Origin of the sequence: Paenirhizobium selenitireducens ATCC BAA-1503, assembly GCF_000518785.1 — a bacterium.
In the GTDB taxonomy this organism is placed as follows: domain Bacteria; phylum Pseudomonadota; class Alphaproteobacteria; order Rhizobiales; family Rhizobiaceae; genus Allorhizobium; species Allorhizobium selenitireducens.
Map to the genome: position 1 here is coordinate 56,802 of NZ_JAEG01000018.1, position 19,579 is coordinate 76,380.

At 64.2% G+C, this 19,579-nt stretch carries 19 protein-coding genes; 15 read left to right on the plus strand and 4 right to left on the minus strand.

Annotated features, from left to right (window positions below; all coding sequences use genetic code 11):
• Positions 1-289: 289 nt before the first annotated feature.
• The 9 genes from L867_RS0119175 to L867_RS0119220 all read left to right on the plus strand — a co-directional run bounded on the left by L867_RS0119175 (position 290) and on the right by L867_RS0119220 (position 6,560).
• On the plus strand, positions 290-709 hold the full coding sequence (locus L867_RS0119175) for a Na+/H+ antiporter subunit B (RefSeq protein WP_028738367.1): 420 nt from the start codon (positions 290-292) through the stop codon (positions 707-709).
• Positions 709-1,086 carry a Na+/H+ antiporter subunit C gene (locus tag L867_RS0119180; protein WP_028738368.1) on the plus strand — a complete coding sequence of 126 codons (378 nt, stop codon included), beginning with the start codon at positions 709-711 and terminating at the stop codon, positions 1,084-1,086. Before L867_RS0119175 ends, L867_RS0119180 begins: the two co-directional genes overlap by 1 nt.
• A gap of 294 nt (positions 1,087-1,380) precedes the next feature.
• On the plus strand, positions 1,381-2,919 hold the full coding sequence (locus L867_RS0119190; protein ID WP_051439101.1) for a Na+/H+ antiporter subunit D: 1,539 nt from the start codon (positions 1,381-1,383) through the stop codon (positions 2,917-2,919).
• Positions 2,916-3,389, plus strand: a complete 474-nt coding sequence (locus L867_RS0119195) for a Na+/H+ antiporter subunit E (protein ID WP_028738371.1) — start codon at positions 2,916-2,918, stop codon at positions 3,387-3,389. The genes L867_RS0119190 and L867_RS0119195 overlap by 4 nt, the downstream gene beginning before the upstream one ends.
• The gene (locus tag L867_RS0119200; RefSeq protein WP_028738372.1) at positions 3,386-3,811 is read left to right on the plus strand and encodes a cation:proton antiporter; all 426 of its coding nucleotides are present in this window, start codon (positions 3,386-3,388) and stop codon (positions 3,809-3,811) included. Before L867_RS0119195 ends, L867_RS0119200 begins: the two co-directional genes overlap by 4 nt.
• Entirely contained in the window at positions 3,808-4,155 is a 348-nt protein-coding gene (mnhG, locus tag L867_RS0119205) for a monovalent cation/H(+) antiporter subunit G (RefSeq protein WP_028738373.1), read from the plus strand. The genes L867_RS0119200 and mnhG overlap by 4 nt, the downstream gene beginning before the upstream one ends.
• A gap of 450 nt (positions 4,156-4,605) precedes the next feature.
• Positions 4,606-5,034 carry a MucR family transcriptional regulator gene (locus L867_RS0119210; protein ID WP_028738374.1) on the plus strand — a complete coding sequence of 143 codons (429 nt, stop codon included), beginning with the start codon at positions 4,606-4,608 and terminating at the stop codon, positions 5,032-5,034.
• Between the two features lie 297 nt (positions 5,035-5,331).
• Positions 5,332-5,748 carry a helix-turn-helix domain-containing protein gene (locus tag L867_RS0119215; RefSeq protein WP_028738375.1) on the plus strand — a complete coding sequence of 139 codons (417 nt, stop codon included), beginning with the start codon at positions 5,332-5,334 and terminating at the stop codon, positions 5,746-5,748.
• A complete protein-coding gene (locus L867_RS0119220; protein ID WP_028738376.1) occupies positions 5,745-6,560 on the plus strand; it encodes a DUF6456 domain-containing protein in 816 nt (271 codons plus the stop codon). The genes L867_RS0119215 and L867_RS0119220 overlap by 4 nt, the downstream gene beginning before the upstream one ends.
• A gap of 473 nt (positions 6,561-7,033) precedes the next feature.
• Here the strand turns inward: L867_RS0119220 and L867_RS0119225 are convergent, their stop codons facing one another.
• Together L867_RS0119225 and L867_RS0119230 are read right to left on the minus strand one after the other, a co-directional pair.
• Positions 7,034-7,450, minus strand: a complete 417-nt coding sequence (locus L867_RS0119225) for a SufE family protein (protein WP_028738377.1) — start codon at positions 7,448-7,450, stop codon at positions 7,034-7,036.
• A gap of 311 nt (positions 7,451-7,761) precedes the next feature.
• Positions 7,762-8,214 carry a DUF5330 domain-containing protein gene (locus L867_RS0119230; RefSeq protein ID WP_028738378.1) on the minus strand — a complete coding sequence of 151 codons (453 nt, stop codon included), beginning with the start codon at positions 8,212-8,214 and terminating at the stop codon, positions 7,762-7,764.
• Positions 8,215-8,707: 493 nt separating this feature from the next.
• Here L867_RS0119230 and L867_RS0119235 point away from each other — a divergent pair, with 493 nt between their 5' ends.
• The 4 genes from L867_RS0119235 to L867_RS0119255 all read left to right on the plus strand — a co-directional run bounded on the left by L867_RS0119235 (position 8,708) and on the right by L867_RS0119255 (position 14,556).
• Entirely contained in the window at positions 8,708-10,234 is a 1,527-nt protein-coding gene (locus L867_RS0119235; RefSeq protein WP_051439098.1) for a sensor histidine kinase, read from the plus strand.
• Entirely contained in the window at positions 10,206-11,210 is a 1,005-nt protein-coding gene (locus L867_RS0119240) for a peptidoglycan-binding domain-containing protein (RefSeq protein WP_028738380.1), read from the plus strand. Before L867_RS0119235 ends, L867_RS0119240 begins: the two co-directional genes overlap by 29 nt.
• A 120-nt stretch (positions 11,211-11,330) precedes the next feature.
• Positions 11,331-12,806, plus strand: a complete 1,476-nt coding sequence (locus L867_RS0119245) for a methyl-accepting chemotaxis protein (protein WP_084638643.1) — start codon at positions 11,331-11,333, stop codon at positions 12,804-12,806.
• Positions 12,807-13,428: 622 nt separating this feature from the next.
• Entirely contained in the window at positions 13,429-14,556 is a 1,128-nt protein-coding gene (locus L867_RS0119255) for a glycoside hydrolase family 25 protein (RefSeq protein ID WP_028738382.1), read from the plus strand.
• Between the two features lie 24 nt (positions 14,557-14,580).
• On the opposite strand, the gene L867_RS25790 is transcribed toward L867_RS0119255, so the two are convergent.
• The gene (locus L867_RS25790) at positions 14,581-15,657 is read right to left on the minus strand and encodes a UvrD-helicase domain-containing protein (RefSeq protein WP_084638644.1); all 1,077 of its coding nucleotides are present in this window, start codon (positions 15,655-15,657) and stop codon (positions 14,581-14,583) included.
• Positions 15,644-17,242 (minus strand): ATP-dependent nuclease, encoded by a 1,599-nt coding sequence (locus L867_RS0119265; protein WP_028738384.1) that lies wholly within the window; start codon positions 17,240-17,242, stop codon positions 15,644-15,646. Before L867_RS0119265 ends, L867_RS25790 begins: the two co-directional genes overlap by 14 nt.
• Before the next feature lie 342 nt (positions 17,243-17,584).
• On the opposite strand from L867_RS0119265, the gene L867_RS25795 reads away from it, so the two are divergent.
• On the plus strand, positions 17,585-18,763 hold the full coding sequence (locus tag L867_RS25795) for an AI-2E family transporter (protein ID WP_104368047.1): 1,179 nt from the start codon (positions 17,585-17,587) through the stop codon (positions 18,761-18,763).
• A gap of 81 nt (positions 18,764-18,844) precedes the next feature.
• Positions 18,845-19,186, plus strand: a complete 342-nt coding sequence (locus L867_RS0119275) for a DUF1491 family protein (protein ID WP_028738385.1) — start codon at positions 18,845-18,847, stop codon at positions 19,184-19,186.
• Positions 19,187-19,579: the final 393 nt, after the last annotated feature.

Here is a 19,579-nt window from a genome sequence, read left to right on the forward strand (position 1 = left end):
TTGCAGGCCTTTCCCGCAAAGCGTCGCCGCCGACCGGCGACGCCCTGCCGCTCCGCCCCCCTCTGCCCTGCCGGGCATCTCCCCCTCAAGGGGGGAGATCGACGCGAGGCGTAGCCGTGCGCCGATCAAACCTGCCATTTGGCGGACGAGGCGTTCTGCTAGGATTAGCAAAAGGTGGATGGACACGATCGGCCACCCCGGATCGATCTCCCCCCGTGTGGGGGAGATGCCCGGCAGGGCAGAGGGGGGCGAGCTTGCTCGGCGCCTCCATTTTGAAAGCGAGGCGCCGATGAACACGCTGATCTTCCGCACGGTCGCGCCCTTTCTCACCGCGCTGATGCTGCTGTTTTCGATCTTCGTTCTGCTGCGCGGCCATAACGAGCCGGGCGGCGGCTTCATCGGCGGGCTGATCGCCGCCTCGGCCTTCGCCATCTACGGCATCGCCTTCGGGGTCCAGGCCGTGCGCCGGGCGCTGTGGTTCCATCCGATGTCGATCGCCGGCGCCGGCCTCCTGCTCGCCACCCTGTCCGGCCTGCTGTCGGCGATCTTCGGACTGCCCTTCATGACCGGGCTTTGGGTCTATCCCGAGTTCTTCGGCGTCGAGGTGCCGCTCGCCACCGTCATGTCCTTCGACGTCGGCGTCTATCTCGTCGTCGTCGGCGCCATCACCTCGATCGCGCTCGCGCTCGAAGAAAGGGAGAGCGACTGATGGAAGCGCTGTTTTCCGGCCTCGTCGGCATCTTCTTCGCCGCCGCCCTCTATCTGATGATGTCGAAACACATCGTCCGCGTGCTGCTCGGCGTCGTCATCCTCGGCAATGCCGTCAACCTCCTGCTGTTCACCTCCGGCCGCCTGACGCGCGAGGTCCCGCCGATCATCGCCGCGGGCTCGGATACGCTGTCCGCCGGTGCCGCCAATCCGCTGCCGCAGGCCCTCATCCTCACCGCCATCGTCATCTCCTTCTCCTTCTTCTGCTTCCTGCTGGTGCTCACCTACCGCGCCTACCAGGACCTCGGCACCGACGACACCGGCGAGATGCGCGTCGCCGAACCGAAGGGCGAGCCGCTGCCGCCGATGGGATATTGAGCGCATGATGATGGATCTTGCGAAACTGCCGCGTCGCTTCGCTTCTGCCTCTGTGGTGGGCACCCCCCTCTGGCCCGCCGGCCATCTCCCCCTCAAGGGGGGAGATCGGCAAGACGCACCGGCGCCATGCCTCCTGACAGGGTATCCCGTGATCAATGGCGCAATCGTGTTCCTGGGGCAGGGCGACCGCCGCCATCGGATCTCCCCCCTTGAGGGGGAGATGGCCGGCAGGCCAGAGGGGGGTATCCGCTAGTGGCAACCTCTTCCCCCATCGACCTTTCCCTTGCCCTCGTCATGGGGCCGTCCTCGGCGGCACAGTGGCTGACCATCCTGCCGGTGGCGATCGGGCTTGGTTGCGGTGCCGTGCTGATGATGCTGCGCCATTCGACGAAGGCCCATCCGTTCATCGCCATTCCGGGCCTTGCCCTGATGGTGCTGGTCGATGCGCTGCTGCTCGCCCATGTGGCCATGCAAGGCCCGGTGACCATGATGATGGGCCGCTGGCTGCCGCCCTTCGGCATCGCCTTTACCGTCGACCTCACCGGCGCGCTGCTGGCGCTCGCCGCCGCCATCGTCGCGCTCGCCGGCAGCATCTATGCGCTCGGCGACATCAGCCAGAGCGGTCGCCGCTATGGCTTCTATCCCTTCCTCATGGTGCTGATGGCCGGCGTCTCGGGCGCCTTCCTCACCGGCGACATCTTCAACCTCTATGTCTGGTTCGAGGTTCTCCTGATCTCGTCCTTCGGCCTGTTGATCCTCGGCTCCGAGCGCGAACAGATCGACGGGGCGCTGAAATATGCCGTGCTCAACCTGATCGGCACGACGCTCTTCCTCGTCGCCGTCGGCTATCTTTATGCCATCTTCGGCACGCTCAACATGGCCGACATCGCCACCAAGGCCGGTGAACTGCGCGAGACCGCCCCGCTGATGACGCTGGGCGCGCTCTTCGTCTTCGCCTTCGGCATGAAGGCCGCCGCCTTCCCGGTCAATTTCTGGCTTCCGGCCTCCTACCACACGCCGCGCATCGTCGTCTCCGCCCTGTTCGCCGGCCTGCTGACCAAGGTCGGCGTCTATGCCCTGTTGCGGGTCATGGTCATGCTGCTGCCGGTCGAGCGCGAAGCCTTGAGCCTCGTCATCGCCATTGCCGCGGCGCTGACCATGGTCCTCGGCGCCATGGGCGCGCTTGCCCAGTCCGACATCCGCCGCTTCCTCGGCTTCGTCGTCGTCTCCGGCATCGGCTACATGCTGGCGGGTGCGGCGATCGCCGGAACGGCGGGGCTTTCGGCAGCGATCTTCTATGCCCTGCATTCGATCGTGCTGATGACCGCGCTCTATCTTCTGGCGGGCGAGGCGGCGCGCCGCGGCGGCTCCTATCGCCTCGAAAGCCTGTCGGGCCTCTGGGCGGCCGCTCCCGCCTTTGCCGGCCTGTCGCTCGCCCTGTTCTTCGCCGGCTCGGGCCTGCCGCCGTTTTCCGGCTTCTGGCCCAAGGCCATGCTGGTCAAGGCCTCGCTCGATATCGGCGCCTGGTGGCTGGCCGGCGCGATCCTTGTGTCCGGCTTCCTGACCACCATCGCCTTTGGCCGGCTCTTCCTGCTCGCCTACTGGCGTCCCGCGCCGGTGGTTGCCGGCAAGGGCGGCGAAACGACAACGGCACCGGCCGCGCCGCGCGCCAGTCGTTCCGCCATGCTGCCGATCCTGGCGCTGACCGTGCTGGTCGTCTGGTTCGGCCTCTTCCCCGAGCCGCTGATTGACCTCAGCCAGCGGGCGGCGATGGGGCTTGCCGATCCCGCCGCCTATCTGCAGTCCGTCTTTCCGGTGGGAGGCCAGCCATGATCCTCTATGCCATCAACCTGCTCATGGCGATCGTCTGGGCGGCGATCACCGGCAGCGCCTCGCTGCACAACCTGATCTTCGGCTTCGTTCTGTCGACGCTGACGCTCGGTCTGATCCGCGAACAGATCAACGGCACCGGCTATATCCGCCGGGTGATCCGCATCGCCGCGCTCGCCTGGCTGTTCTTCGTCGAACTGGCCAAATCGGCCTGTAAGGTCGCTATCATGGTGGTCAGCCCGAGGCTCGACATCAAGCCGGGCATCTTCGCCTTTCCGTTGACCGTCACGCGGGATTTCGAGATCACGCTGCTCGCCAATCTCATCACGCTCACCCCAGGCACCCTGTCGGTCGACGTCTCCGACGACAAGAAGACGCTCTACGTGCACGCCATCGACTGCGCCGACCCGAACGGCGCGCGCCGCGACATCGCCGAGGGCTTCGAGCGCAAGATCCGGGAGGCCTTCGCATGATCGCGCCGGAAGACATCATCCAGGCCGCCTGCAACTTCGCCCTCGTCGTGCTCGGCATCGCCTTCTTCCTCACCGTCTATCGCGTGGTGAAGGGGCCGACGCTGCCCGACCGGGTGCTGTCGCTCGACATGCTGGTCGGCATCGCTATCGGCTTCATCGCCGTCATCGCCATCCGCACCGGCTACACGCTCTATATCGACATCGCCATCTCGCTCGGCCTCGTCGGCTTTCTCGCGACCGTCGCCTTCGCCCGCTTCATCCTGGCGCGCGGCGTCGTCGGCGAGCGGCCGCTGGAAGACGGTCCGGTGCTGCGCACCGAGAAGAACAAGGTGAAGGGCGGCAAGAAGGCGAAGGCCGCAGCCGCTTTGCCGCAAGCCAAGAAGAAATCCAGCGGCTCGGCCGGGGGAGGGCGCAAGAAATGATCGCTTACGGCATTGCCCTGTTCACCGCGCTTATGATCGTCGGCGGCGCCCTGTTCGCGCTGATCGCCGCCATCGGCATCAACCGCCTGCCGGACCTCTATACCCGCATGCATGCCGCCTCCAAGGCCGGCACGGTCGGCTCCGGCCTCATGCTGCTCGCCGTCGGCTTCCATGCCGGCGACCTTGCCACCTTCAGCCGCGCGGTGGCGGGCTTCTTCTTCTTCATCCTGACGGCCCCGGTCTCGGCCCACCTGCTCGCCAAGGCGGCGCACCAGGTGGGTTACCGACTCGCGCCGGTCTCGGTTCTCGATGAATTGAAGGGCAAGGACGGTCCGGCGCCGTGAGTCGCCTTGTCAAGTACATCTGATCTGCTGGCCTTGATTTTTGGCAATCGTTCTTACTCTTCGCAGTTGCAGCAAGTCAAGAATCCTGTCTTGCTGTACTAAAGACGTGCCCGGCCCCCCATATTTGGTGAAAAATATTACGTGGATTTTCGACGGAATGATGATAACGAGTTGATAGAGCACTGATGCTGGAGACTTGGTTTCTCGTGCGCTCAAATCCCGATAGAAAGTTGTATCTGCAACTGTTTCAATGTCTCGGGTTTTGACCGGGAGGAAGCGGGAATACAGCATCTGCCGGAACAAATTCCAGAGCGTACTGCCGGGGTCTAGGGGTGGATCCCATGTCGGCGACGACAAGGCTGGCGCAAAGGCCTTTGTTCCTTGGCTTTTTCGATTGGTGCCGGCCGTTCAGCCGGTGCCTGGCAAGCACATTGGAACAGGAGTCCCGAAATGTCAGAAATCGTCAATGGCGCAGGCCATGATCTGCTGGTCGAATTGACCGCGGACATCGTCGCCGCTTATGTTAGCCATCATGTGGTGCCGGTCGGCGACCTCGCCGGTCTCATCTCCGACGTACACTCGGCCTTGAGCAACACCTCTTCGCCGGCCCCGGTCGTCTCCGTGGTGGAAAAGCAGAAGCCGGCCGTCGCCGTGCGCAAGTCCGTGCAGGACGATCACATCGTATGTCTCGAATGCGGCGGTTCCTTCAAGTCACTGAAGCGTCACCTGATGACCCATCACAATCTCGGCCCGGAAGAATACCGCGAAAAGTGGGACCTGCCGATGGATTACCCGATGGTCGCGCCGGCCTATGCCGAAGCACGCTCGCGCCTCGCCAAGGAAATGGGCCTCGGCCAGCGCCGCAAGCGCGGCAAGTGAACCACCCCTGACGCCGCGCGATCAAAGGCGCGACCTTCGTCAAACACGCAGAACCGGGCCTCGCGCCCGGTTTTTTTGTCGGTGAGCCTGTTACCCGACCGCGCCCGCCGGCGGCGCGACATCAGGGGCGATCCGTGATCTGCCTCACGGAATGAGGAAATAAATCCCATAAATATCTAGTGCAATATCGCGATAGCAAAACAAAAACAATCGCAGCGTCGAAAAGTTGCGCTTTCCAACGTCCCCGTCTTCTCGTTAGGGTGTATGAATTAATTCCTATTTATCGGGAGTGATCATATGCCAGTCGAGACAGCCAATTCCCCCGTTTCGGACGCTAGGCGCGCAGCACCCGGCCCCGCCGTCGCCCGTTCTTCGACCCCGTCCACGGGCCTTAGCGAACGCCGCATCGTCTGCATGGTGGTGCGCCAGCTGACCGCCGAGCTGCTGGGCGTCGTCGGCGATCGGGCCGAGGTGCGGCGGGCGCGCCGCCGCGCCAGCTGCCATGTGCGCCAGATATCCATGTATGTCTGCCATGTCGCGCTCTCCATGCCCTATGGCGAGATCGCCGAGGCCTTCGGCGTCGATCGCACCACGGTCAGCCACGCCTGCCACGTCGTCGAGGATCGCCGCGACGATGCCGGTTTCGATACCTTCGTCAGCACCGTCGAGCGGCTGGCCGAGGCGGTTTGCATGGTCGCCGGGAGGCAGGCATGAGGGCAAGGCGCGCTTCGCCTGCCGAGCGCCGGATGCTCTTGCGGCTCCTGCGGCTCGCCTTGCGCGGCCCGCTCGAGGTTTCGGCCGGTGCGGGCGGTGGCCTGTGCCTCAAGGGCGCCGGTGCCTCGATCGCCGATGTGCCGGCAAGCCTGCTGCGCGAGGCGGTGGCGCGCGGGCTGATCGTGCGCGACGGCCTGCGGATCAGGGCAGGCGAGGGGACGCGCACCTATCTGCGCCGCGCCATGGCCGAGCCGGGCGACGAGGCCTTCCTCGACCAGCATCGCGACATGGCGGTGGAGACGCTGGTGGAAGAGGGCGAGCGCCGCCCGGTGCGGCGCAACCTCACTGAGTCGCCGCTCTCCGGTCTTGCCCGGTTGAAGGACCGTTCGGGCGCCGCCTACTATGGCACTGAGGCAATTGCCGCCGGCGAGCGGCTCGCCGCCGACTTCGCCCGTGCCGGCCTTCAGCCGCGCATCACCGCCTCGTGGGAGCCAAGGCTTGCCGGCCGGGTAAAGGGCGCGCCACCCGCCTCGGTCGAGATCGCCGATTCGGCGCTCGGTGCCCGCGTCCGGGTCAATGCGGCGATCGCGGCGATGGGGCCGGAAAGCTCCGGCGTGGCCCTCGACGTCTGCTGTTTCATGAAGGGCCTGGAGACGGTCGAGCGCGAACGCCAATGGCCGGCCCGTTCCGCCAAGCTGATGCTGCGCACGGCGCTGATGGCGCTCGCCCGCCACTACGCCCCGCCGCCGCCCAATCAGGCCCGCCGCCGGCATCACTGGGGCACGGAAGACTTTCGCCCGGAGATGGGGTGAGGAGAATGTCCGCTGTCCCAGGGGTGGCTACCAGGGAACTCGCCGCCCGCTGTCCGTGAACCAGACCTTCACCCCCCTCTGCCCTCCTGAGTTCATCTTAGGGCGGGCATCTCCCCCTCAAGGGGGGAGATCGACCGTGGCCAGCCTGCTTGATCCCGATGCGAATTGGAACGTGGGGAAAGCGAGAAGGCGAGAAGGCGAGAAGGGTCAGTATCCGCAAATCCCGGTTCCTATCTGCGTCCACTGCCATTCGAGGGAACGCCAACGCTGCCCCGCGCTGATCTCCCCCCTTGAGGGGGAGATGCCCGGCAGGGCAGAGGGGGGTAACGCGGAAACGGCAGCAAAAGCGGGCACATGATGCGGGCGATGGCAGTCCGATCTCCCCCCTTGAGGGGGAGATGCCCGCCCTTCGATGAACTCAGGAGGGCAGAGGGGGTGTTGTTCCGCGCGAAGCGGGCGGAATCCGCACCCGTCTAGACCAGATGCCGTGCCGCTTCCTCGCGGATGCGCTGGATCATCGAGCGCAGGCCGTTGGCGCGCTGGGCGGAAAGATGCTCGATCAGGCCGAGCCGGGAAAACAGCTCGATGGCGTCGAAGGCGACGATGTCCGAGGCGCGCTTGCCGGAATAGGCGGCGAGCACGATCGCGACGAGCCCGCGCACGATATGGGCGTCCGAATCGCCGGTGAGGTCGATGATCGGGTCGGGACCCTCATGCGGATGGGTCGAAAGCCAGACCTGGCTGGCGCAGCCCTTGACCTTGTTCTCCGGCGTTCTCTCCGCCTCCGGCAGGTCGGGCAGCGCCTTGCCGAGCTCCATCACGTAGCGCATCCGGTCTTCCCAGTCGTCCAGGAAGGCAAAATCCTCGGTCATCTGCGCAAGCGTCGTCATGGGGCGTCTTATCCGGTTTCTGCAATCGCCCCCGGTATAGGCGATCCCGAAGGCCATTTGAACCTTTGACCGCGGCGAAAGTGCCGGGAAAAAAGAAAAGCCGCGAGGACAAGGGGTTCCTCGCGGCTCGGCAGTATGGCCGAAATTTCCTGTGGGACAGGCAGACAGGCAACCGAGCGCCGGGCCGCAGAGGCGGACAGATGAGCGCTCCGATGCAAGCGGTGGTCCGGGGCGGGCGTGGGGCCCCGGGAAATTCTTGTCGTGCCGCGCCGGGCCTTGTGGCTCAGGCGGGCGATGCCGGCGTCGGTCCTTTAGGACTTCGGCGGCGTATAGGGTTTTGGGCCGTTGCCGGTCTTCGGCTTGGGTTGCGGCACGACCGTGCCGGTGGTCACGACGTCGGTTGCGGGCTCGGCCTTTACCGGCATGGCATCCGCCGTCAGCGACGCTCGGGCGGGCTTGGTCTCGGCGACCGCCTTTTCGCCGTCGTCGGCAAACTGGCTGTCGAGGATCTGGTAGGCGACGAGCGCACCCTCGCGGGCCCGCTCTCCCAGCGCCTGGAAAGTCTCGGCGCCCTTTTCGCAGACGTCCGGCTTTTCGGTGCAGATGGCGGAGAGATACTGATAGGCATCCGTTGCCGCCGCGATCGCGTCGCCCATTTCAAGGCGCGGTCCGCCGGCGGTGTCTTCCTGAGGCTGGCTGCTGAAGAACGACAGCACCACCAGCGTCATCGAGCACCAGAAAGCTCCCTTGATCAGAAACCACATCGTCTTCACCAATCCCGTTTTGCCCGTCCCAATCCCGTTTTTCCGGTCATTGTCGGGTCGTGCCGGGTTGTCTCCCGGACTTGTGAGGGCAAGCTATCGGCGGGGTGCAAAGATCGCTTTGCAAAACCCGCTCGGATTTGTCTCAAATTTGAACGACCGGTCTGCTCACGGCCTCTTGTCCGGCATTTCCTTCAAACTTTACGGGCTGGCGTTAAGCATAATTGTGGCGGCGGCCCGGCAATCCACCGCTTCTTGGCCCGGGCCTTGGACACAAATCTTAACGCAATCGGGAAAACACAGACAAATCCGCCGCTTACGCCCCATTAACCACGTTCGAGAAAGCCCGGCCGAAGTGTCCCAAACTGGGCCCTGGAGCGCCTTTCCGGGGCTCCGGAAGGCCCTGCCTTATCTTTTCCTTAAGCGCATCGGCCCTAATGTCGGGCTCTCGAAAACGAACCGTTTCGCGGATTTTGGCGTGCAAGTATTGCGTAACATGGCTGACAGGGCGAAAGCGATTCTCGATCGCGCGGCCGACCGGTGCCTGGCGTCGAATGCGGGCGGAGAACCGGCCGATCCGCGCGAGATCGCGGTGCTGCGCCACCTCGCCGCCGGCTTTGCCGTGATGCTCTTGGCCGTTCCACTGACGCTCTCCTTCTATTATGGCCCGGCCGTGGCGCTGCCGCTCGGCTTTGCCGCCGTCGTCTCGCTCTTCCTGCTGTGCGCCGTGGCGCTGATCGCCCTTCGCCGCGCCACCTATCCGGCCGCCGCGGACAGCGATGCCGACACTGAAGTGCGCTCGACCTTCGACGTCTGCCCCGGCCTCATCCTCGGTCTCGACACGGCCGGCAATGTGCGCGAGGCCGGCGGCCGCGACCGCGACATGTTCCTGTCCTTCCTGCGCGAGCCTTTCGGCCGGCCGTTTGCCGAGCAGGTCCACGTCTCCGACCGCATCGCCTTCGTCCAGGCGCTCGACGAACTGCGCCAGGGCGCCGACGCCGTGGTCATCGACCTGCGCCTCGACCGCCCGGTGATCGGCATCGACCAGGCCCAGTTCATGAACGTGCGCATGGACATGACCGCCACGCGCCGCCCCGACGGCCAGTTGTCCGGCGTCTATGCCCAGCTGCTCGACATCGCCGGTGAAATGTCGATCCGTAACGTTGCCCTGGAAAAGGAAGACGAGGCCGTCGCCGCCCACGAGGCGAAGTCGCGCTTCCTCGCCGCCGTCAGCCACGAGATGCGCACGCCGCTCAATGCCATTCTCGGTTTCTCCGACATCCTCGCCGGCGAATATTTCGGCAAGCTCGAAAACGACCGCCAGCGCGAATATGTCCAGCTCATCCGCCAGTCGGGCGCCCATCTGCTCTCCGTCGTCAACGCCATGCTCGACATGTCGAAGATCGAGGCCGGCCGCTACGAACTGATGCTCGAGCCTTTCGTCATCGGCGAGGCTGTGTCCGAATGCGAACAGATGCTGTCGCTGCAGGCCGCCAGCAAGGGCGTCACGCTGACCAGCCGCATTGCCCGGGGGCTCGGCGAGGTCGTCGCCGACGAACGCGCCGTGCGCCAGGTCTTGATCAATCTCGTCGGCAATGCCATCAAGTTCACGGAAGGCGGCGGCTCGGTCATCATCGATGCCAGCCGTGAGGGCGACGACCTGAAGATCGTCGTCTCCGACACCGGCATCGGCATTGCGCCGGACAAGATGGCCCTGATCGGCCGGCCCTTCACCCAGGTCCACAGCGACCTGAACCGCGCCTACGAAGGCTCGGGCCTCGGCTTGTCGCTGGTCAAGGGCTTGACGGCGCTGCATGGCGGGACTTTCCTGATGGAAAGCCGGCCGGGCGAGGGCACCGTCGTCACCGTCCGCCTGCCGGCCGATGGCTCGGGCGCCGACGCGGATGCCGGCGAGCACAATATGGTCGAGTTTCCGCCGCGTCTGAAAGCCATGGACAGGCCGGCCACGATGGAAAGCGAAAGAAAGACTGGGTATGACGAAGCCAAAGCGAAAATCGCCTGAGAAGAAGAAGGCCCCCCCGCGGGTGGCCGGCCTTCTGCTCAGCGGCGCTGGTGCGCTGGCACGCCTCGTCGGCCGCCATCCGCGGCCGGTGGGCGGGCTCGCCGCCTTTTCCGTCGCCTTCGGTTTCATCGCCGCCAATGCCCTGTGGTACCAGCCGGGCCAGCATCCGTCGCCGATCTTCTCGACCCGCGATACGAGCGATTTCAACGCGCTCGCCGGCGTCACCCGCAATGCAAGGCTCGAGCAGGACCCGGCCACCGTCACCACCTTCAAGATCGAGCGCGAGGATGCCGGCGCTCCGGCTTCCGTTTCGTCGACCGGAGAGCAGGCGGCAACCGCCACACCCGATGCGACGACACCGGCGGCCGCCGCAGACACCGTCGCCGTGCCCGACAATTCCCCCCTGGTCGTGTCCGTTCAGGGCGAGCTTGCCAAGCTCGGCCTTTATGACGGCGTCGCCGACGGCGTGATCGGCCCGCGCACCGAGGCCGCCATCGCCGTTTTCCAGCGCTCGATCGGGGTGGAGGCAAACGGCCTCGTCAGCCCCGAACTGCTCACCGCCCTCAAGGTCGACAGCCGCGTCACCGCCGCCGTGCCGAAGAGCCGCCCGGCCGAGGATCTGAGCGCCGCAGCCGCGGTCGCCGACCCGGTCGCCGCCGCCATCCGCAATGCCCAGAAGACCGTCGTCACCGCGCCGACCAAGCCGCAGGGCACGCACAATGCCCTCCGGCCCGCCGTCGCGCCGCCGGCAGCCCTTCCGGTCTCGCTGCGCGGCACTGCCGCCGATGCGGCGCTGATCATGGAAATCCAGCGCGGCCTTGCCAACATCGCCTATACCGATGTCAGCGTCGACGGCGTCGCCGGCGAACAGACCCGCGCCGCCATCCGCCGCTTCGAGCGCCACTACCGCCTGCCGGAAACCGGCGAGCCGAGCGAGACCGTGCTGAAGAAACTCCGCGACATCGGCGCGCTGTAAATCCGCCGGGCGAGGGCGGCCGCGACCCGCCCCTGTATCGTTAATCCTCTATATGTGTACATTTGCAAATCCTTAACCGCGATGCGTCACAATCGCGCATTCCCCGGGAGAGGAACTGCAATGAGTGCACAGACCAGCCTGGCATCGCCAGAGGAATTCATCGAAGCGCCGCCGGCCGAAGAGACGGTCGAGGCGCCGTCGCGTGGCGCCGACGCCGAAACGCTGCGGCGGATCGTCACCAAGCTCGCCGACGAGGCTTCGACGCTCGGCATCGACCTGGTCGACATCGCCGGCGCCATCCAGGACGTCGCCGCCATGTCGAAGCGCCATGCCTCGACCTTCGACCAGGTGACCCGTACCGCGCTCTCGATCGCCGAAACCAACAAGACGGTCGCCTCCTCGCTGCGCGCCACCGACGAGACCGCCGTCGAGGCCCGCCGCATGCTGGGCGAATCCTCCATGCGGCTGTCGGGCGCGGTCGGCAAGATCGACCTGATGGTCGCCGCCTCCCAGGAAATCTCGACCGAGATCGGCTCCTTCTCGATCTCGCTCGGCAATGTCGACAAGGTCGCCGAGGAGATCGGCTCGATCGCCCGCCAGACCAATCTTCTGGCGCTTAACGCCGCGATCGAGGCCGCCCGCGCCGGCGAGGCGGGCAAGGGCTTTGCCGTGGTCGCCGCCGAAATCCGCGCGCTGTCGCTGCAGACCTCGCAGGCCACCGGCTCGATCCAGCAGACGCTGAACGAGATCCGCGGCAAGATCGGTCGTCTGTCCGAGGCCGGACGCGGCGCCAGCGAAAGCGCGCTCGACGTGCGCGAGACCTCGCAGGCGATGAACAGCTCGTTCGGCTCGATGGAACAGGTCATCACCCGCATCCTCGACGGCTCCTCCGTCATGGCCCGCACCACCGACACCGTCGATCAGCAATGCGCCGAATTCGTCGGCACGCTCAACGTCATGGCCGGCGAGGTGCTGGAATCCGACAGCGCCCTGCAAAATGCCGCAACCCGCGTCGACCGGGTAGTCGCACTCTCCGAAACGCTGATCCAGCTCACTGCCTCGGCCGGCATCGAGACCGCCGACAGCCCGTGGATCAATGCCGCCCGCGATGTGGCAGCCCAGATCTCCGCCACCTTCCAGCGCGCCGTCGACGGCGGCCGCATCGGCATGAGTGCGCTGTTCGACCGCAATTACCGTCCTATCCCCGGCACCGACCCGGTGCAGATGATGGCGGCGTTTACCGAATTCACCGACCAGGTCCTGCCGGGCATTCTCGAGCCGGTGCTGACGCTCTCCGACCGCATCGGTTTTTGCGCCGCGGTCGACACCAACGGCTATCTGCCGACCCACAATAAGAAATTCTCCGCCCCCCAGCGTCCCGGCGATGCGGTGTGGAACACCGCCAACTGCCGCAACCGCCGCATCTTCGCCGATCGCGTCGGGCTGGCCGCCGGCCGCTCCACCGCGCCCTTCCTCGTCCAGACCTATCGGCGCGACATGGGCGGTGGCAATTTCGTCGTGATGAAGGACATCTCCGCCCCGATCACCGTCGGCGGCCGCCACTGGGGCGGCCTGCGCCTGGCGATCCGCGTCTGACGCTGATCGCCACCGGCGCCTGAGACCGCCCCCATCGACGTCTGACGGCTTCGCCGTCCGCCGATCCTCGCCGTGCCCTTGGCCGGACGCCGCGCGAACAGGCCCGGCGCCGCCGGCCGTCCGCCTTGGTCGGGCTGGCCTGAAGCGCCGGCCGCTTACCGTATGGGTTCGGCGGCAGGACAGGGAGTGGCCCTGAGACCTCCCGACCGCCATCCTCCCGATCCGTCCCGCCGTCGGAGCGATCCACCCATCGCCTGAGCAATTCCTGCTGGCGTGCGCAGGCCGCCGATCCGGCCGTCCCAGACGCGCGCAGGCCCCAGATCCGGCCGCGTCCCGACCCGCGGGCAGCATCGAGGCTTCCTTTCTGCCGCTCTACCCGCCCCGCCGCCCCTTCGGCCCGGCCCACCGGCCGTGTTCGCCTGTGCCGCACCCCGTCGGCTCGTCCGGCAGGCACCAGCCGAGCGCGGGCAGGGGACCAGCGCCACGCAACCGCCTTCATCCGGCCACGATCTGTAAAGATTGCATTCAGCTTTTTCCGGTAAGTTTCCGTTAGCAATTCGCGCCGGCGGCCTTTGGCGGTGCGGAGATTGCCGTCCCTGTTGTCTTGCGTTTCGGGTTCACAATGCGTTTTTCGGCTGCACCAGCACTCCTCCTTGCCTGCCTGACCGTGGCCGGCTGCGTCTCCGGTTCGGAGCCGGAAAGCGTCCTGGACGGCATCTCGCCGCAGCAGACGAGTTCGGTTTCGCCGACGCCCTCCGGCCCCATGCCGTCGGCGCCGATCGGCAAGAGCGGCCGGCTCGCCCCCATGGCATCCCCGCAATCCGCCCCCGACGCCCAGCTGCAGGCGGCAGCCGGCCCCGCACCGATGGCCGCACCGTCCGCACCGCTTGGCGCCGCAGCCCCGCATGAACTCGCCTGGGCCGGCCAGGTGCCGCAGCCGCAGGCTTTCGAGCCGGCGCAGGAAACGCTTGGCATGGCCGTGCCGAACGAGCGCCCGGTCGCGGCCCTGATGACGCCCGAGCCGCCGCTCGCCGCCGCTCCGTCGCAAAAGACGTCGCGCGTCTACAGCCGCCAGTTCCGCGACGCCAAGCCGATCAATTTCGGCAAGCAGTCGCCGAAGAAGCTCGCCGTGCACGGTGTCGACGTGTCGCGCTGGCAGGGCGACATCGACTGGGCGAAGCTGCGCACCCAAGGGGCCAACTTCGCCTATATCAAGGCGACCGACGGCGGCGATCATCTCGACCCGATGTTCAAGACGAACTGGCGGCGCGCCAAGGAAGCCGGCATCAAGCGCGGCGCCTACCACTTCTTCTACTGGTGCCGCACGGCCGGCGAACAGGCCGACTGGTTCATCCGCAACGTGCCGCGCGAGGCGGGCGCCCTGCCGCCGGTCATCGACGTCGAATACAACGGCGAATCCAGCTGCAAGCGCCGCCTGTCGCGCGCCAAGGTGCTGGAAAAGATGCAGGTCTTCATGGACAAGCTGGAGCGCCACTACGGCCAGCGCCCGATCATCTACACCGCGCCCGACTTCTACCGCGACAACCTCAAGGGCGAATTCGCCGACTACCCCTTCTGGCTCCGCTCCGTCGCCGCCCACCCCTCCAAGGTCTATCCCGGCCGCAAATGGCTCTTCTGGCAATATTCCGGCTCCGGCCTGTCGCACGGCGTCAACGAGAAGATCGATTTGAACGTCTTCCACGGCTCGGAAGGCGAGTGGCACAACTGGGTGCAGGCGCGGGCCAGCTGAGGGGGGCATCATCTCGTCAGGCGTTCATCGGATCCACCGCTCAGCGTCTACGCCGCATTGTTTGCCATCGAATACGAAGGCGACGCTGTAGCGCGCACGGGTGACGGCAACGTACATCTTTGCCGCCGATTTCTGCACATGGCTAATGTTGCCTGACGCAAGCCACGCTACTGCCCCCGTGTGGGGGTAAATTAGTACGCGATCAAATGTCAGGCCCTTAGCTTCACCAAAATTCATTGCTTGATAGGGTTCACAGTTCGTCTTGGCCCAGTATCGCAGCACCTGCGGCGAGAAAGTAGCCATGTACGCGTCGACATCCTCGCGCGCGACAAGGAACACTCCGTCGTGGCCTGTTACCGCGGCATTCTTGGAAATCGTCTTTGGCTCATTGGGAAAGAAGCTGTCACCGAGGGCTGCGATCGTCTGATTGCAGCGATAGGTGTGGCACTCGTAGTTGATCTCGACCAACCCGGTTTTTTTCCACGTCTCGAACTTCTTAATAATCGCTGGGCCGGCGAAGCCTTTGTTCTTCGCTGCATTATTAGTAGAAAAGGTTGCCTGACGGTGATCCCCGACGAATGTCGCTGGAATGCCAGATTCAAGGATCAATTCGAGTAAATCGAGATCGTAACCTGCCATGTCCTGAATTTCGTCGATGATCAAGTGGCTGTACCGAGCCTTCAGGCGTCGCATAATCGCTCCGCCAGTGCGCTTATCGCATTGGCATATAAATTTGGCGATCTTGTCGGAGTAGATTTGGTTGCCGTCGAGGAAATAGTGGGCACCAGTTTTGCTTTCGGAGACATAGGGGACCGACTTCCCTTCGATCCAGCAGATGCCGTCAATTCGGCGTTGGTGCATTGCTGAGCGATACGGTCGCGCGAGTTCCCTCAAAAGGAAAGAGTACCATGAGAGAATCTCAACATTGGTAGGGATGACGGGCGAACGCTCATAGACTTTGAGCTGAATCTCTCGGACGTTGTTCCGCGTGTAAGTGACGAGAGCGGTGGTGCCTTGGTTGGACGCGAGCGCGTGCTCAACGACGCGGGTCGTCTTGCCGCCGCCAGCGGCCGAAATCAGTATGCGACTAGCTGATGGCACGGGCGATGTAATCCGGTGGTGACCAATCGACGGTCGTCTCGAAGAACCTTAGTGCTGTTTCCGCCTTATTGTTCCTCATGTAATTCAAAGCGTCTTCTTTATTGGCGAATTCTTTCCCGAGAATCGCATTAATGGTGCCGAGGCCATTCTTATTAAAGAGCTGTGGCTCAAGAGTTGTCGCTTTCTCATCCTCATCGTAGTGAATGGAGACGATATCCGAACCGAGATACTTCGCATACTTGGCTTTGACGCTTGCCACGCTTCCATCGTTGTCTGTAACAACATCGACTTTCTTCTTGAGAATGACTGCGATCTCCAAAAAGCGCTTAAACGCAAGCGAGTTCACAGAAATTACATCAACACCCTCCTCAAGCGGCATCCTCCCGTGCTTCTTGACGTAAGCACGCTGTACGACCAACTCGTCCGACGGTCCTTCCACTAGGATGGAGCGTCTTGCGAGGATCAGTCGCAAGGTGTCATGACCGGGCAATTTCATGAAGTAGTCTTGTGTCGACGTGTCCTTCAGATCAGTAAGACGCATGCTGTCGCCTCGCGAAAAGAGGAGCACAGATTCTACGCCTAGTTTATTTAGGACAAAGCTGCTGTGGGTCGTGATGAAAATCTGTCGTGCGCCAGCATTCGCCGATATGTGCCCGATCAACTCATTGAGACTGGCATAGGAGAGATGGCTCTCCGCCTCTTCGATCAGGATGATGTGCGACTTTGCCGATGTCTCCATTGCGAGCTTGATTTTGACGGAATTCTGCTCCCCTTTGCCGACGAGCGGCAAGGGTATGTCATCAAGGTGCGGCATGATACCGGTCTCCCAGCTTGCCCGGGCGGAGGTATCCAGCGAGACGGAGATCACCTTCTCGCTAACGCCACCCTTCTTGGCCGCCAGTGTGTCGTTAATTGCCTTGACCTTTGGTTGCTCAAGAAACCGATCCTTCATGAGGCGGTAGCTTAGGGCTAAGTCTACCTTCTCTTTTGTGCCCAAGCTCTCCTTAACGATATCGACAACATACCTGCTAGCGGCGGTGTTGTTCTTCATCGCGCTAGCGTCAATTAAGCTGATTTGAAGAGGGATACTGCGGGCGTTGATAATTTCATTGTCGGCAAAGTCGCGCCATTTAATCCAGTAGTACTCGACCGGCAACGTACGAATTTCAGACGGATCTGAAATGTATTGCGCAAAGTCGCCAGCATGCGCAGGGTTCGGTTCAATGAGAAGACTAACGCCGGGGAGATCAAGCCCAAGGCTGTTGTTGTCCCCTCTGAGTTTGGCGAGCGCCGGATCGTCAGCAAGATACACCTCAATCAGGATGCTGGGTGGCGCGGGAGAAGCTCCATTCATCAGCGACTCGATATAACTGTGCACGAGATCGAGGTTGAAAAGGTATGGATGTAGTTCAATGAGCAGCGGTCTGCCGTTGAGTTGACCCGTGAGGGCCAGATTAGTTGCCTCTAGTAAGGTCGATTTTCCGCACTCATTGTTCCCAACAATGACGTTGAGTTTCGCGTTCAAAGTAACGTTGGCTGTCTTCAAACAGCGATAGTTCTTTACGACAACACGTTGAATGAACACACGAGTCCCTCCGTCTTGCCAAATGTACTACCATGGTGCGAAGATGCTGCTTTAGGTCATATTCAACTGATCAATTCGGAGAATGCTGTTGCCGGTGACCCGCTTCGGACGCAAAGGCGGACTACATAGTCGGCACGTCACCACCCCGTCTTCCCCCCGTCATGCCCAACCCCCATATACCCCCCATCGTCCGTTTTCGCCGGCCGCGCCCTTGACGGCGGGGCCGGGTGGAAACATTGGTGGTGGCGGATCCGGTTGCGCTCAAAAGCGCTGCCGGGCCGGTGCAGCAAGGGGAGTGTCGGGGTGCAGTCTTTGAAGGGCAAGGGAAGTGACGGCGTGACCATGGCGGGCCCGTCCGGTCCGCCGGAGGACGAGCGCGCCTCGCTGGTCGGGCCGATGGCGGCGGCGCGCTGGCTGCTGGTCTTCGTGCTCCTCGCCGGCGTCTATTTCTTCCACGGCTTTCTCGTGCCGGGGCTTGCGGCGCTGGTCATCGGCTTTGCCTCCTGGCCGCTCTACCGGCGGCTCCTCGCCGCCGTCAACGGCAACCGCACGCTCGGCGCCACGCTCGCCATCCTGCTTGTCATCTCGTTTATCGTCGTGCCGATTTCGCTGGCCGCGGCTTACGCGGTGCAGGAGGTGAAAATCTGGGCGGTCTGGGCGATCGAGGCCAATGCCGCCGGCGCGCCCGTGCCCTCGTGGCTGGCCGGCATCCCGATCATCGGCCAGTCGCTCGCCGAACAGTGGACGCGGTACTTGAGCCATCCCGGCGGGCTCGGCGAGGTGGTCCAGCTCACCAGCGGCTCGAATATCGGCAGCATCTATCGCGGCCTCTTGGTCGTCGGCGCCTCGGCCTTCCAGTGGTTCCTGACGCTGCTGTTCATGCTGATCTCGCTGTTCTTCGTCTATCGCGACGGCGAGCAGCTGGTCGCCCAGCTCGATCGGCTGGGCGAGCGCATCCTGCCGAAACGCTGGGAGCGGGTGTCGCGCATCGTGCCGCTCACCATCTCGTCGACCGTCACCGGCATGACCATCATCGCCATCGGCGAGGGCATCGTGCTCGGCACCGCCTACTGGCTGGCCGGCGTGCCGTCGGCCGTGACCCTCGGCCTCATTTCCGGCGTCATGGCGCTCATCCCCGGCGGCGCGCCGCTCGCCTTTTCGCTGGTCTCCTTCTACCTGATGGCCAGCGGCTCGCTGGTCGCCGGCATCGCGCTCTTCGCCTGGGGCACGATCGAGCTGTTCATCGTCGACAAGACGCTGCGGCCCCGCCTGGTCGGCGGGCCGATCAAGCTGCCCTTCCTGCCGACCTTCTTCGGGCTCATCGGCGGGGTGAAGACCATGGGCTTCCTCGGCCTGTTCGTCGGGCCGGTGCTGATGGCGCTGCTCGTCGCCATCTGGCGCGAATGGATGCGCGAGGTCAGCATCGAGGAGGCAAGCCCCGAGGCGCCGGCGCCCGAGGCTTTCGAGACCGCCGCCGAGGCCCCCGCCGCAAGGCTCGAGGGCAAGCGCGAAAGCGCCTGATTGCGGAACCGGATCGGGTGATCGGGGAGGGCGCGGCATGGCCCATTCCCATGCCCGCCCGGTTCGGTTAAGACACGCCCCATGCGTGTCCGTTCCGATCTTTTCGTCTCCGCCCTCGTCCGCCGTGTCTTTTCCGCCGGCGGCTTTGCCGCGGTGACGAAGAAGGGCATCGAGGAGGCCGGCGCCATCTATGTGCGCCAGCGCTTTCGCGACGGCAGCGAAACCCTCTACGGCCCGGCTCCCCAGGCGCTGGTGATCGACGAGGACCGCGACAGCCGCCTGTTCGAGATCCGCCTTGCCCGCGGCGAACCGCAGGCCATCGACACCCTGCTTGAGCGCGAACGCCGCTTCGATCCCGATTTCTGGGTGCTGGAAGTCGAACTCGACGACCTCGGCACGCTGTTGCCGATGGCGGCGGCGTGAGCGGGAGGGCACGGAAATTCCTCTCCCCCAGTGGGAGAGGATACAATTTCAGCACCTTAGCTTTAGCTAAGTGCTAGAAATTGTTGGTGAGGGGGGTCGCTCTTGCCGTCCCCGCCCATCCCCCTCATCTGCGAAATCTGAGGTTTAGCCTTCGGCTAAGCCCTCGATCTCGCTTCTTCTCCCTCGATGGGGAGAAGAAGGCCGCGGCGCTCGGGGCCATTCTCCTCTCCCCAATGAGGGAGAGGACACAATTTCAGCATCTTAGCGTCAGCTAAGTGCTAGAAATTGTTGGTGAGGGGGGTCTCTCTCGCCATGCCTCGCCCGTCCCCCTCATCTGCGAAATCTGAGGTTTAGCCTTCGGCTAAGCCCTCGATTTCGCTTCTTCTCCCTCGA

Excerpts from the sequence above, each read along its gene's own strand:
- L867_RS0119175 (WP_028738367.1), top strand. The coding sequence starts at position 290 with ATGAACACGCTGATCTTCCGCACGGTCGCGCCCTTTCTCACCGCGCTG.
- L867_RS0119220 (WP_028738376.1), top strand. The coding sequence starts at position 5,745 with ATGAGGGCAAGGCGCGCTTCGCCTGCCGAGCGCCGGATGCTCTTGCGG.
- L867_RS0119190 (WP_051439101.1), top strand. The coding sequence starts at position 1,381 with ATGGGGCCGTCCTCGGCGGCACAGTGGCTGACCATCCTGCCGGTGGCG.
- L867_RS0119275 (WP_028738385.1), top strand. The coding sequence starts at position 18,845 with ATGCGTGTCCGTTCCGATCTTTTCGTCTCCGCCCTCGTCCGCCGTGTC.
- L867_RS25795 (WP_104368047.1), top strand. The coding sequence starts at position 17,585 with ATGGCGGGCCCGTCCGGTCCGCCGGAGGACGAGCGCGCCTCGCTGGTC.
- L867_RS0119200 (WP_028738372.1), top strand. The coding sequence starts at position 3,386 with ATGATCGCGCCGGAAGACATCATCCAGGCCGCCTGCAACTTCGCCCTC.
- L867_RS0119245 (WP_084638643.1), top strand. The coding sequence starts at position 11,331 with ATGAGTGCACAGACCAGCCTGGCATCGCCAGAGGAATTCATCGAAGCG.
- L867_RS0119255 (WP_028738382.1), top strand. The coding sequence starts at position 13,429 with ATGCGTTTTTCGGCTGCACCAGCACTCCTCCTTGCCTGCCTGACCGTG.
- L867_RS0119230 (WP_028738378.1), bottom strand. The coding sequence starts at position 8,214 with ATGTGGTTTCTGATCAAGGGAGCTTTCTGGTGCTCGATGACGCTGGTG.
- L867_RS0119195 (WP_028738371.1), top strand. The coding sequence starts at position 2,916 with ATGATCCTCTATGCCATCAACCTGCTCATGGCGATCGTCTGGGCGGCG.
- L867_RS0119225 (WP_028738377.1), bottom strand. The coding sequence starts at position 7,450 with ATGACGACGCTTGCGCAGATGACCGAGGATTTTGCCTTCCTGGACGAC.
- L867_RS0119180 (WP_028738368.1), top strand. The coding sequence starts at position 709 with ATGGAAGCGCTGTTTTCCGGCCTCGTCGGCATCTTCTTCGCCGCCGCC.
- L867_RS0119215 (WP_028738375.1), top strand. The coding sequence starts at position 5,332 with ATGCCAGTCGAGACAGCCAATTCCCCCGTTTCGGACGCTAGGCGCGCA.
- mnhG (WP_028738373.1), top strand. The coding sequence starts at position 3,808 with ATGATCGCTTACGGCATTGCCCTGTTCACCGCGCTTATGATCGTCGGC.
- L867_RS0119210 (WP_028738374.1), top strand. The coding sequence starts at position 4,606 with ATGTCAGAAATCGTCAATGGCGCAGGCCATGATCTGCTGGTCGAATTG.
- L867_RS0119235 (WP_051439098.1), top strand. The coding sequence starts at position 8,708 with ATGGCTGACAGGGCGAAAGCGATTCTCGATCGCGCGGCCGACCGGTGC.
- L867_RS0119240 (WP_028738380.1), top strand. The coding sequence starts at position 10,206 with ATGACGAAGCCAAAGCGAAAATCGCCTGAGAAGAAGAAGGCCCCCCCG.